A 12,970-nucleotide genomic window follows, 5' to 3' on the forward strand; every position below is an offset into this window, starting at 1 on the left:
AAGTTCCCGGAAATCAAAAAACTCCTTGCCTATAACAGGCAAGGAGTGAAATCCGCAGATGAGGAAGATGACGGCCGCGCGCATAAAAAGACAGTTCCGTATTTACACACGGATACCTTTCTAAGAGTCGCGAACCTCGATTCACGTTACCTTGCCAGCCTCACAGGACTGAATTAAAGGCGCTATTCATTTAACAAGAATTATGACAGAACAACCCCCTCATGTCAACTTTCTCTGCCTAAACTTTTGCACTTCTCTTCCTTACTTCTATTAACAACAAGGGGAAAGCGGTACTCAGTATATCTGCATAAAAAACGAGGCTGAACCCAAATAGCCGTTTCATCGCTTTTTGGACAGCCTCGTTTATGTTCTTAACACTACTTGATGTCCAAATGGTTCAAGAGGCGCACCTAGTAATGCTGAAAATGATGCAATTGGTGAGGTTCTTATATAGTAATTAGGGAATTTCTCCCTGAAAGTCAGTGATTTCTGTTCATCAGACTTGTAATTAGGGAAAACTTCCCTAATTGTTGGCCGATTCAGTGATTAATATAGAAAACCCCCTGATTATTAGGGAGTTTTTCCCTGGTTTCGTAAATTCAGAGCGAATATCGGCTAATTTCAGGGAGTTTTTCCCTAATTAGTTTATAACCCACTCTTTACTTCGCACAAACACAGAACGCATATAGCTCACCACACAAGTCCGCCACACAAGTCCACCGCACAAATTCCACCGTCACAGCTACCACAAATCATCTACTGCAAGCTGTACGAAAATCACACACAGCATTGATCCACCACCCACCCCAATAGTACAGAACACGACACGTGGCATATAGTCATAAGGCACAGCAACATCCACATTTCCTATTCCATAAAAAAGAAGCTGCCCCCAAGTAGAATTCACTACTTTTGAGACAGCCTCATTAATTTCAATAACAATGCTTAAAACTCAAATTCCACATCGCTAAGACGTCTTTGAATTTCAGAGATGACACGTCTCTCTTCCTCTTCACCTTTAGCAATAAAGGTAACGGAGAAACGAACAAACGGACCTGCATCATCCCAAGGCACAGTGGAGATCAGCTTCTCACGAATCAGGAATTGGGAGAAATCCTCACCGGATTCAAAGCGACGGCCGCCTTTGATTCCCTTAGGTGCAGCGACATACAGGAAGAAGGAACCTTTTGGCTTCTCAGCCTTAAAGCCAAGGCTGTTCAGTGCATCAACCAGCAGGTTGTGACGACGGGAGTATTTATCCGCAATCGCTTCAGTAATCTCCGGATGAGCAAGACCATAAGCCGCTGCTTTTTGAATCGCGATAAATTGGCCGGAATCGTTATTATCCTTCACATCGCTGAAAGCTTTAACCACTAGCGGATTACCAGCCACAAAACCAATTCTCCAGCCCGTCATATTGTAAGACTTAGAAAGAGAATGCAGCTCTACACCCACATCCTTTGCACCTGGAACGGAGAGGAAGCTAAGTGGCTTCAAACCGTCATAAGTCAAGGCAGCATAAGGTGCGTCATGGATAACCACTACATCGTATTTTTTCGCCCATGCAACGACCTCAGCAAAAAACTCAGGAGTGGCACTAGCGCCCGTTGGATTGTTTGGATAGTTTAGATAAAGAAGCTTAGCTTTACGAGCAATGTCTTCCGGAATTTCGTTCAAATCTGGAAGGAATTTATTCTCCTTCTTCAGCTCCACTGTAAATACTTGTCCACCCAAATATTTAGTATGTGTACCCAAGACTGGATAACCCGGCACGGTCATAATCGTGATATCACCTGGATTGATAAAACAAGATGGCAACATAGCCAGCGCAGGCTTCGATCCGATGGAGTGAACTACTTCCGTTTCTGGATCAATTCCTTCCACCCGGAAAACTTCCCGCAAATATTCAGCAGCAGCAGTCTTGAATTCGGCAATTCCGTTGTCCGCATATCCGCGGTTTTCTTCCTTCGCTGCTTCTTCAGCAAGCTTAGCTACGATACCCGCATCCGCCATCTCATCCGGCTCGCCTACGCCCATATCAATTAGTTCAATGTTAGGAAAATCCTGTTTTGCGGATGCTTTAGCACGTTTGATTTTCTCGAATTTATAAATCGAAGTGTCTTTGCCATAATTGGCACCGCCGATGCGGTCTGCAAAATTAGTCTGAATGAAGCTATCTTGGTATTGTTCAATACTCATACTGTCATCTCATCTCCTGAATATCTATTCTACTTTTAAAAGAAACGGCTTCGCCGTCCCTTGGATGGCGTATGTTTCCGGATATCCGTTTCATTATAAAAATAAGGATAAAGAATAAGGCATTACCCTTTCTTTATCCTTATGTTTTTAAATATGCCGTAAAGTAGTGTTCAATACCATAGACTAATTATCACTTCATTTGTACTTATCTGCTGCGTAGTGTGAACAGGACTTCTTCCATGTCCTCCGGAATAGGTCTGCTGAATTCTTTATATTCACCTGTAGTAGGATGAATAAATCCGAGCACCGCCGCATGCAACGCTTGTCCATTCATCGTAGTGCCCTTGCTGCGTCCATATATCGGATCGCCTACAAGTGGATGGCCAATGAACTTCATATGTACCCTGATCTGATGCGTGCGGCCAGTCTCCAGCTGCAGCTCCAGCAGTGTACAATCTCCGAAGCGTTCCATTACTGTAAAATGGGTCACGGATTTTTTGCTGTTCTTTTCGGTTACTGTGTATAGCTTGCGATCATGTGGATCTCTGCCAATCGGTGCGTCAACAGTGCCCTTATCATGCGACAAGTTGCCGTGTACGACTGCAATATATCGGCGCGTAACACTATGCTCTTTAAGCTGTGCGGCAAGTGAGGCATGACTGGCATCATTCTTAGCCACCATGATAAGACCAGAGGTATCCTTATCGATCCGATGTACAATACCTGGACGAATCTCACCGTTAATGCCGGACAGATCCTTACAGTGATACATCAGCGCATTTACTAAGGTGCCTGACGGATGTCCCGCAGCTGGATGCACAACCATGCCCCGGGGTTTATTAATCACAATGACATCGCTGTCTTCATATACAACTTCAAGAGGAATGTTCTCCGCGATCAAATCCGTTACTTCTGCTTCAGGGACAACAACGCTAACCACGTCGCCTTCCGATAGCTTATAGTTGGCTTTCACTGGCTTGCCATTAACCGTAACGTTACCGCCGCTGATCCACAGCTGCACCTGAGAACGGGAAATTTCTTCTTCCCATGATTCCGTAATATATTTATCGATTCGCTCCCGCGCGTTCTCTGCCGAAACGGTCCATTCCGTGACGTCCCTCTCTTCTTCGCTCGTAGATGCCGCTTGGTGATTGACGTCTTTATTCAAATCATTCATTCCCTTCTCTTACTTCCTTTGCTTCTTTTACTTCTTTTATTTCTGTAATTTCTTCGCCGTTTTTAAGGTCACGAAAAGAATCCAGAAGAATCAATCCAACCCCAATGACGATACAAGAATCCGCCACATTAAAAATCGGGAAGCTATAGCTCCCAAAATTGAACAGAAGGAAATCAACAACCTCACCATTGATTATCCGGTCCAGGAAGTTACCGATAGCTCCACCCAGTACAAGCCCTAGGGCAACAGATAACAGCTTCCGCGAGTGTCTAGTCTTGTTCAAATACCAAACGATACCACTAACCACTACAACCGTAACTAGAAAGAAGAACCATTGCTGACCTTCGAGAATCCCAAAAGCAGCCCCGCGATTGCGATGAGAGGTAATCAGGAAAAAATCTCCGATAACAGAAATCTGTTCTCCGATCTCCAGACGTGTAGCAATGAGATACTTTGTCCCTTGATCCACCAAAAATACAATAAGAGCAATCAAATAGTACACCACAGAAGTTGTCACTCCGTTCTTATTTTTCCCGCTAAATGCGGTACGAATACTGTTTAAAGACTTGTATATTGTAGCACAGCCCTTAAAGAATCGTCTATTGCGGGACATCCGCTAAGTTCAATCTTGGGGACTATTTTCCAGCGGTAAAATCCCTGCTCTCCGGTCAACCTAACAGAAGAACCATCCGGTGTTATCCGGCAAGTCGGAATGATTCTTATAAAAGGTACAGAAAGGAGCTTTCTCATTATGACGCACCTGACAGTACAGCAGCTCTCAGAGCTACGTGCACGATTGGAAAAAGATCGGGATACGATTCAGCGCAGGCTTCAGAATAATGAGCATTACGGCTTAGATGAATCCATGCGGGATGGTTCCGGAGAACTTTCCGAGAATGACAACCATCCAGGAGATGCAGCCACCGATTTGTATAATCGCTCCATGGACATTTCACTGTTAGAACGGGACGAGCATGAGCTGGACGATATTGAAGCTGCTTTATCCGCTATGGATAATGGCACTTATGGGATATGCAAGGCTAGTGGTGAGCCGATCCCTTTTGAACGTTTATCTGCCATCCCTTCCACACTTTATTGTAAAGAGCACAACCCGCGGCAAAACGCACCTTTCACTCGTCCAGTGGAAGAGGAGCTGTTATCTCCACCTTTTGGACGCACCAGTCTGGATGAGCGCGACGATCAAAACGGTTTTGACGGCGAGGATGCCTGGCAGATTGTTGAAAGCTGGGGTACCTCGAATTCTCCCGCCATGGCGGAGGGCAACAATATTGATTCTTATAATGATATGGAGATTGAAGCCGATGAGCTGGAAGGCTGCGTAGAGCCTTGGGAGAACTTTATCGCCACTGATATCACGGGCAACAATCTGATTGTAGTGCCGGGACGGAGCTACCAGCGTTATTTGGACAGTGACGAGGCAACCCATAGTCTTGATCCTCTCGAGGAAGACTAAACACAGATGTCCCATACACAAAATCATTTAAACGGCGTACTGTTCCAGTTTTAAGGAATGGTTCGCTGTTTTTAATCTTAACGTTTCGATGGCTATTTGAATTCTAGCTGACGCTGTACGATCCGCACAATATCCGCAATATAATCCCCAATGATCGGTAGATTGAGCGCGCCTAGTCCCTGAAGGATATAAATAATCGTTGCCGCAAAAAAAGTAAAACCCAGTGCAATCCCAACTCCCCGAGCTGCTCCAAATAAAATATTTCTCCAAATCAACCGCCAAGGTGAATATAGTAGATCCGTATATTGATAAATTCGGGATTTTTCCAAAATATGAGCCCACTCAAAGGTCAATCGGTACATCGTATTCATTTTTTCTTCCAGCGGAATATCCTCGGGATTACGCGGATCTGCTGTTAGATACTCAGGATTAACTTCAGGAAAAGCCTTATTCTCCTTTTCCTTGTCTGGGTTATTCTTATTGCCGGATGTCTTAATGGAGATTCTCCTCTTGTTTCCCTCCACAGCTACGGCTCCTCTCATATGTCTTTCCTTCGCTACAAAGTAAACGAGCCCGGCCAAAGAGAATTCATCTCCTTAAGCTCGGGACTCGTTAGTTTTGCGCCGAAATATAAAGACTATATTTCCCGCATAAACGGAAGATCTCCGTTTACACTTATGCCGCTAGTATATGCTGTTTTGGGACAGGTAATGCAGAATTATGCTTCGATATGGATACCGATTGATTTATCACCGACTTCTACCGTCTCAAAAGCATGTTCTCCATCAAAATCAACCGTAGTCACAAGTACATTGTCTCGCAGTACATTGTCAAATGCTGTAACAGCTGCTTTTAGCTCATCGTCTAACTTCAAAGTGAGTGCGATCCGTTTCTCGATCGGCAGATCCAGACGTTTACGGTAATCTTGAACCGCACGAATAATCTCACGAACCCAGCCTTCTTGTTCAAGCTCAGGCGTGATTTCGGTATTGAGCGCAACCGTAACTCCATATCCGGAAGCTGCGGCGAAACCTGCTTTGGCTTGTTTTTCAACAAGCAGCTCTTCAGAAGTGATTACAAGCTCTTCACCTTCAGGTGTCGCAATCGCGATTGAGCCGTCTTGCACCGCTTTACGGGTAGAGTCACTATCCATAGCTTTCAGAAAGCCTTGCAGGAAGCCTACGTTTTTACCGTATTTTTTACCGGCAACCTTAAGATTCAGCTTGAGCGTGAAATCAACAAATCCGCTGTCACTGTTCTCCAGCACGATGTTCTTGATGTTGATCTCGTCTTTGATGATCTCTTCATACTCAGACAAATGGAAGTCACGGTTCATCGAAACGATCAGCTCGGACAGCGGTTGACGATTCTTAATGCCTGTTTCGTTACGTACGTTACGCGCCAGCTCAACGATCTGTCTTGCACTTTCCATATCCTCTTCCAGCTCTTTATCGATCAAGTTCTCGTCAGCAACCGGGTAGTCTGCCAAATGCACACTTTCTCCGCCGCCAAGGTTCGTGAAGATATCTTCGGACAACATCGGTGTAAATGGAGCCATCAAAGTCGCTGTCGCCAAAAGCACATGAGTCAACGTACGGTAAGCATCCAATTTATCTTCACCTAGACCACTACCCCAGAAGCGGTCACGGGAACGACGGATATACCAGTTGCTCAGCTCATCCACAAAGTTCTCAATCGCTCTAGACGTATTTACGAAGTCATTTACCGCAAGTCCTTTATCCACCAAAAGAATCAAGCTGTTCAGACGGGACAGGATCCAGCGGTCCAGCTTATGTTTTGATACCTTAAAAGGATGATCGGCTGGGTCGTATCCATCGATGCCCGCATAAAGCGTTAAGAAGGCATGTGTATTCACCAGCGTATCCACTACTTTAGATTTTGTCTCACCTACAAGACCACGCGAGAAACGTTTATTATTCCACGGTGCACTGTCGGACAAAATAGCCCAACGGAATGCATCCGTGCCGTAATCGTTCATGATTTCCCAAGGATCAATAACATTGCCTTTGGATTTGGACATTTTTTGACCATTCTCATCGAGGATATGACCGTGAGCAATAACTGCTTTATATGGAGCTTTACCCTTAAACAAGGTGGATACTGCAAGCAAGCTGTAGAACCATCCGCGGGTCTGGTCGATCCCTTCACAGATCATATCTGCCGGGTACTGATCATTCAGCTTATCCTCGTTCTCAAATGGATAATGGCTTTGTGCAAAAGGCATTGAGCCACTGTCGAACCATACGTCGATCACTTCCGATGTACGAACCATCTCTGCACCTTCGCTAAACGGACTGCGCAGCTTGATCTTATCCACGAAAGGTTTATGCAGCTCGATATCTTCAGGAACATCACCAATCGCCATCGCTCTTAGCTCTTCAATGCTGTGTGGTGCAAACTCTTTGCCCGTTTCTTGACATACCCAGACGTTGAGGGGTGTACCCCAATAACGGTTACGGCTGATATTCCAGTCAACCAGTTCATCCAAGAACTTCCCGAAACGACCTTCACGTACATGCTCAGGGTACCAAGCCACACTGTTGTTGTTAGCAATCAGCTGATCTTTGATCGCTGTAGTGTTGATGAACCAGCTGTCTGTTGCGTAATACAAAAGTGGTGTATCACAACGCCAGCAGAACGGATAGCTGTGCTCGTATTTCTCTTTACCGTAAAGCAATCCTTTTTCAGACAAAACCTTAATGATATCCAGATCGCAATCCTTAACAAAACGTCCCGCAAAATCAGAAACTACATCCGTATACTTACCGGAATTATCAACCACATTTACGAAGCTGATGCCATTCTCACGGCAAGTCTTGTAGTCATCTTCACCATGTGCTGGTGCCATGTGTACGATCCCTGTACCACTGGAATCTGTAACGAAAGAAGCACCTACGATAACATTGCTTTTCTCTGCCTTAATATATCCGAATGGAGGTGCGTAAGTTTTACCGATAAACTCGGAACCTTTATGTGTAGAAAGGACTGTGTGCTCGCCTTTCATTACTTCTTCGACCAAGTTTTTAGCAACGATGTACACACCATCTTCTTGTTGCACACGTACATAATCCATGTCCGGATTCATAGCTAGCGCCATATGGGCTGGCAAGGTCCAAGGTGTTGTCGTCCAAGCCAATACGTAGTCTCCGCTGTCATCCAGCTTGAACTTCGCAGTTGCACTGAGATCCTTAACGGTTTTGTAGCCTTGGGCAACTTCATGCGAGCTTAATGTAGTCTGGCAGCTCGGGCAATACGGGCTAACACGGTGTCCGCGGTAAAGCAACCCGTTCTCATGCACTGTAGCCAAGATGTTCCATACACTTTCGATATAGGTGTTATCCAAGGTTACGTAAGGATTATCTAGATCTGTCCAGTATCCAATCGCTTCTGTAAATTCACGCCATTGCTTCTCATAACCGAAGACGCTGTCTTTACATTCCTGGATGAATTTTTCTACGCCATATTCCTCAATCTCTTGTTTACCGGAGATGCCAAGCTTCTTTTGTACACCTAGTTCTACTGGCAGACCATGTGTATCCCAGCCTGCTTTACGTACCACGCGGTAACCTTTCATTGTCTGGTAACGACCGATGAAATCCTTGATTACCCGTCCCAGCACGTGTCCGATATGCGGCGCACCGTTTGCTGTTGGCGGACCTTCATAGAATACATAGTTTGGACGTCCCTCACGGTTCTCCATGGACTTGCGGAACGTATTCTCTTCGTTCCATTTCTTCAATATGCGGACATCTCTTGCCCGCGCCTTTTCTCTGACATCTACTTTTTGCATGTGATGGTCAATCCTTTCATGGATTAGTCTATAAAGCTCTTTTCGATCCTTGGGCGATCCTGCGCAGCAGCTGCCCCTTCTTTCCGGGCACCCGAGCCGCGATCCCGTTAGGGCAGCAATCGCTCGGGGGCTTCGGCGGCATTGCGCAGCAACCGCCCCTTCTTTCCGGGCACCCGAGCCGCGATCCCGTTAGGGCAGCAATCGCTCGGGGCCATACGCGACCTTGCGCAGCTGGTCGCTCACCGCTCTTGCCCTGGCTCCCGAGCCGCGATCCCGCAGGGCAGCAATCGCTCGGGGCGCCAATGAGTGACCTTGCGCAGCTGGTCGCTCACCGCTCTTGCCCTGGCTCTCGAGCCGCGATCCCGTAGGGCAGCAATCGCTCGGGGCGCCAATGAGTGACCTTGCGCAGCTGGCCGCTCACCGCTCTTGCCCTGGCACCCGAGCCGCGATCCCGTTAGGGCAGCAATTGCTCGGGGCGCCAATGAGCGACCTTGCGCAGCTGGTCGCACACCGCTCTTGCCCTGGCTCCCGAGCCGCGATCCCGCAGGGCAGCAATCGCTCGGGGGCTTCGGCGGCATTGCGCAGCAACCGCCCCTTCTTTCCGGGCACCCGAGCCGCGATCCCGTTAGGGCAGCAATCGCTCGGGGCGCCATTTCGCGACCTTGCGCAGCTGGTCGCGCACCGCTCTTGCCGTTAAGGCCCCGCAGGCGAACCCGCCAGGGGAGCCTAAGAAGGGCCGCTCGTTCAGCCACATGAGTCCGTTTGTTTCCACCACCGTACCTATTTGCACGAGGCTTTACTTTGCGGGTGTCCAGAGGGCGGCAGCCCTTGGGGTCCCCCTTAGAAAGGGGGATTTAGGGGGATGGCCGCCCCGGAACAACAAAATAAGCGTCATCCCACCCCCAAAGGGGCGAGACGACGCTCGCGATACCACCCTAATTCTGCGCATGAGCACATCCTTAAGGGGAGTGTATTCAGCACAATCTCAGTCCTGCGCGTAAATCTTGTGCACAGGTCCGGTGTAACGTCCGGCAGACGGTTAAGCTTACGCACGATCAACGCTTCAGCTTAACTTCTAGGGGAAGATCTTCCGGCAGGGCTCGAACAATCGGCTCTCAGCAATCGCCGACTCTCTGGAGAACGTTACCTTGTCGTACTTGTCCCGTCATCGAATACATATAAACATTATACAGATATGTTCTATTTATAGACTTTTTGAATCTAAATGTCAACAGCCATTCGCCCAATCTAGCTATTAAGGACGTACTTGCGCATGGAGTTCACTTTATTATGGTCTATTTTATCGGAAAATAAAAATAGAGGGAATAGCTCCCTCTATTTAGCCAATTATCGTCTGAAACCTTTAGATGCGATGAAGAACATCATCCTTGAAGGCTACGTTCTCGCTCGCCTCACGACTCTCTAAGGCATTCCAGTCATCCTGTGATAACAGCTCCAGCTGAGCTTCCACTAATGTCCGGAAACGAGTGCGATAGATCGAAGCTTGCTTACGCAATTCTTCAGTCTCAATAGCAACCTTACGGGATTTGGATAACGCTTCGTTAATAATCCGATCGGCGTTTTTCTCCGCTTCCTTGATAATGAGCTGGGATTCCTTCTTGGAGTTGTTCTTCACATCATCCGCCGCTTCCTGAGCGACTAAGATCGTCTTTGATAAACTTTCTTCAATATTCACAAAATGATCCAGACGCTCTTGAATAGACAAGAGCTGATTCTGCAGTTCCTTGTTCTCACGGATGACGCTTTCGTAATCCTTGATCACTTGATCTAGAAATTCGTTGACCTCGTCCTCATCATAACCGCGAAGTCTCCGAGAAAACTCCTTGTTATGTATATCGAGCGGTGTTAATGGCATGCTGTGCACCTCCTAGAAATTTCGGACCTTCTTTATCTCTAAATCGCAACTAAGCGGCAGACAAAGAAGAAAGACTGTACTTCAAGTAAAGGCAGAAGGTGTTTCTGTGTTCCGCCTGCCATTTATGGTCCGCCTCTTCTTTAAAGTATCGGCGTCCAGCTTTAAAAATGTTTGATTCCCTCGAAATAATCAATTTCGACAAGTAAGACCGTATTCCTGCAAGGGATTCACACAAATTTACCAATCTGAACACGGTATCGGCCCTTTTTCGTCAAACTGCCGACCTCTAGCACCTTGAAGCGACCGAAACCTTGAATAGATACCATGTCACCATCCTTAAGACTGCAGGATGGGTCTTCCTCCACTTTCCAGTTTACCCGAACGCGTCCAGCCTTGATGGGAGCAAGAATTTTGCTTCGGCTAAGCCGTGTTACATCTGCGGCAATGCCATCCAATCGCAGGGACGCTACAGTCAAATCCATCACTTCCAGCTTAACCTCACTATTACGCAAGGCGGAAAGGGGTAATACTTCCGTACTTACCTGTATCCGGTGCACTCCAGTTAAATTCATAGCTAAATAATCTGCAATATCAGCAGCGACTACAACATGACAACCATCGTCCAGAACATGAATATCACCGATTTTGCCTCGTTTAACGCCCAGCCCCAGAATAGAACCCATGTAGTCCCCGTGCTCCAAGGCCAGAAACTTCTGCTCCCCTGAGGTTATCGCAAGCACCTTCAGCTCCATGTCTTCCTGATCCAGATCACGATAATCAGGGGCGACAAGCGCTCGCTTCCGCTCTGCCTCAGCATGTCCACCCTCCCATTTAACAATCACGTCAGGATGGCGGTTAACTAAAGTTTGCAGAATAAAACCTTGGCGGGGATCGAGAAATTCAGTTAATTTAGTCTCATGATATTCTCCAGCGTTGGTAACCCATTCAAAGGCCTTGTCCACAAATTGACGTTCATCGGGATGAAAATGCCCGTAAACTTCGTTCTTCATCACAGATGCCTAAAAAATCAAATGCAGGATAGATTTAAGTCCGCCTGCTGCGAATTCCAAGACAAGTAATGCAATGATTGGAGAGATATCAAGTGTACCGAAGAGCGGTGGAATAAACCGTCTGAAAGGTGTTAAATACGGCTCTACGAGTTTGCTTAGCAGTTCTCCAATGAAGTTATCACGAACGTTGGGTAACCAGGACATTAGCACATAGAAAATAATCATGTAAAAATAAATATTAAACAAAATATCGATAATGTAATCAATTTGAAGCAAAGCCCATTCACCTCATTCTGTTATAGTCTTGATCGTCACCTAGGATTTCTGTAATGGAGCCTTGAATTTCAACAGTATCTGGAGTGCACATAAATATATTGCCCCCAATTTTAGAGATTCCTCCCCCAAGGGCATAAACAGTTCCACTGAGAAAATCAATAATTCTCATTGCTTGATCATTGCGAACACGCTGCAGGTTAATTACTACCGTCCGATGCGAACGAAGATGATCAGCAATCTCCTGTGCCTCATCATATGAACGTGGTTCATATAATACAACCTTGACATTTTTTTGCGAATGGATACTGACAACGTTGCCCCTTTGATTTTTGCGGGTTTCTACAGGGGCCGGCTCATACTCATCCTCTTCGTGGATTTGCTCCCGCTCCACAACTTCCTCTTCCTCCTGCAAGCCCAAAAAACTCATAAATCGGTTCATAACGCTCATCACGATCCCTCCTAATGGCCTACTAACACCGTACCCAGGCGTACCCAGGTAGCTCCTTCCTGTATCGCCACTTCAAAATCATTCGACATTCCCATGGACAGCTCCGTAATCGGCTCAGGTGTCAAAGCAAGTTGATTAAGCTCATCGCGCAGCTCACGAAGTCCGCGAAATACAGGACGGGTAAGCTCTGGATCACCTTCTAAAGGTGCCATCGTCATAAGTCCAATTACCTTAACGCGGTCCAAACTAGCGATTTCACGTAAAAATCCAGGTACTGCCTCAGGTGACAGACCGAACTTCGTATCTTCGCCAGAGATATTCACTTGAAGAAACACATTCACTTCCTGATCGGCGGCAAGCGCCTTTTTGTGTAATTCTTGCGCCAGAGACATCCGGTCCAAAGAGTGTATATATTGAAATTTTCCAATAACGTCTTTAACCTTATTGGTTTGCAAATGCCCGATAAAATGCCATGTCCCTTTGTCCCCTAAAACCTTCCATTTGTGCTCAGCATCCTGCCAGCGACTCTCGGCAATATGCTCTAGTCCTGCCTCCAATACGGAGGATACCATTTCCAGAGAAACATATTTCGTCACTGCAATTACCTTGACGTCATTACGATCCCGGCCGCTTGCCGCGCAGGCACGTGCTACACGTTGCTCTACCTCAGCAATTCTCTCCTGCAGTGTTAAAGACAAC

The 12,970-nt window shown here is 46.7% G+C and carries 12 protein-coding genes and 1 other annotated feature; of the genes, 1 reads left to right on the top strand and 11 read right to left on the bottom strand.

The annotated features are described in order from the left end of the window. Positions 1 to 742: 742 nt before the first annotated feature. The 4 genes from MHH86_RS23095 to lspA form a co-directional block, all read right to left on the bottom strand. Positions 743 to 907, bottom strand: a complete 165-nt coding sequence (locus MHH86_RS23095) for a hypothetical protein (RefSeq protein ID WP_155986567.1) — start codon at positions 905 to 907, stop codon at positions 743 to 745. Positions 908 to 945: 38 nt separating this feature from the next. Continuing rightward, positions 946 to 2,199 (bottom strand): LL-diaminopimelate aminotransferase, encoded by a 1,254-nt coding sequence (locus tag MHH86_RS23100; RefSeq protein WP_036683598.1) that lies wholly within the window; start codon positions 2,197 to 2,199, stop codon positions 946 to 948. Positions 2,200 to 2,404: 205 nt separating this feature from the next. Beyond that, on the bottom strand, positions 2,405 to 3,376 hold the full coding sequence (locus tag MHH86_RS23105; RefSeq protein WP_038572843.1) for an RluA family pseudouridine synthase: 972 nt from the start codon (positions 3,374 to 3,376) through the stop codon (positions 2,405 to 2,407). Next, the gene (lspA, locus tag MHH86_RS23110; RefSeq protein ID WP_036683603.1) at positions 3,369 to 3,881 is read right to left on the bottom strand and encodes a signal peptidase II; all 513 of its coding nucleotides are present in this window, start codon (positions 3,879 to 3,881) and stop codon (positions 3,369 to 3,371) included. Before lspA ends, MHH86_RS23105 begins: the two co-directional genes overlap by 8 nt. 246 nt (positions 3,882 to 4,127) lie before the next feature. Between lspA and MHH86_RS23115 the strand changes: the two genes are divergently transcribed. Next, complete coding sequence (locus MHH86_RS23115; RefSeq protein WP_036683605.1) at positions 4,128 to 4,850, top strand: TraR/DksA C4-type zinc finger protein; 723 nt, start codon at positions 4,128 to 4,130, stop codon at positions 4,848 to 4,850. A gap of 92 nt (positions 4,851 to 4,942) precedes the next feature. On the opposite strand, the gene MHH86_RS23120 is transcribed toward MHH86_RS23115, so the two are convergent. The 7 genes from MHH86_RS23120 to MHH86_RS23150 form a co-directional block, all read right to left on the bottom strand. Further along, entirely contained in the window at positions 4,943 to 5,239 is a 297-nt protein-coding gene (locus MHH86_RS23120) for a DUF5665 domain-containing protein (RefSeq protein ID WP_051491300.1), read from the bottom strand. 329 nt (positions 5,240 to 5,568) lie between these two features. After that, positions 5,569 to 8,661: an isoleucine--tRNA ligase gene (gene ileS / locus MHH86_RS23125; RefSeq protein ID WP_036683608.1), complete on the bottom strand. Its 3,093-nt coding sequence runs from the start codon at positions 8,659 to 8,661 to the stop codon at positions 5,569 to 5,571. 903 nt (positions 8,662 to 9,564) lie between these two features. Then, positions 9,565 to 9,839 (bottom strand) — a binding site (T-box leader). A gap of 185 nt (positions 9,840 to 10,024) precedes the next feature. Continuing rightward, on the bottom strand, positions 10,025 to 10,537 hold the full coding sequence (locus MHH86_RS23130; RefSeq protein WP_051491297.1) for a DivIVA domain-containing protein: 513 nt from the start codon (positions 10,535 to 10,537) through the stop codon (positions 10,025 to 10,027). 227 nt (positions 10,538 to 10,764) lie between these two features. Further along, positions 10,765 to 11,547 carry a YlmH/Sll1252 family protein gene (locus MHH86_RS23135; protein WP_038572849.1) on the bottom strand — a complete coding sequence of 261 codons (783 nt, stop codon included), beginning with the start codon at positions 11,545 to 11,547 and terminating at the stop codon, positions 10,765 to 10,767. Between the two features lie 9 nt (positions 11,548 to 11,556). Next, the gene (locus MHH86_RS23140) at positions 11,557 to 11,823 is read right to left on the bottom strand and encodes a YggT family protein (RefSeq protein ID WP_036683616.1); all 267 of its coding nucleotides are present in this window, start codon (positions 11,821 to 11,823) and stop codon (positions 11,557 to 11,559) included. 7 nt (positions 11,824 to 11,830) lie between these two features. After that, positions 11,831 to 12,271 (bottom strand): cell division protein SepF, encoded by a 441-nt coding sequence (sepF, locus tag MHH86_RS23145; protein WP_036683619.1) that lies wholly within the window; start codon positions 12,269 to 12,271, stop codon positions 11,831 to 11,833. 11 nt (positions 12,272 to 12,282) lie between these two features. Continuing rightward, positions 12,283 to 12,969 carry a YggS family pyridoxal phosphate-dependent enzyme gene (locus MHH86_RS23150; RefSeq protein WP_076213942.1) on the bottom strand — a complete coding sequence of 229 codons (687 nt, stop codon included), beginning with the start codon at positions 12,967 to 12,969 and terminating at the stop codon, positions 12,283 to 12,285. Between the last annotated feature and the right edge of the window lies 1 nt (position 12,970).

The organism is Paenibacillus sp. FSL F4-0097, from assembly GCF_038593125.1.
Classification (GTDB): domain Bacteria; phylum Bacillota; class Bacilli; order Paenibacillales; family Paenibacillaceae; genus Paenibacillus_AQ; species Paenibacillus_AQ odorifer.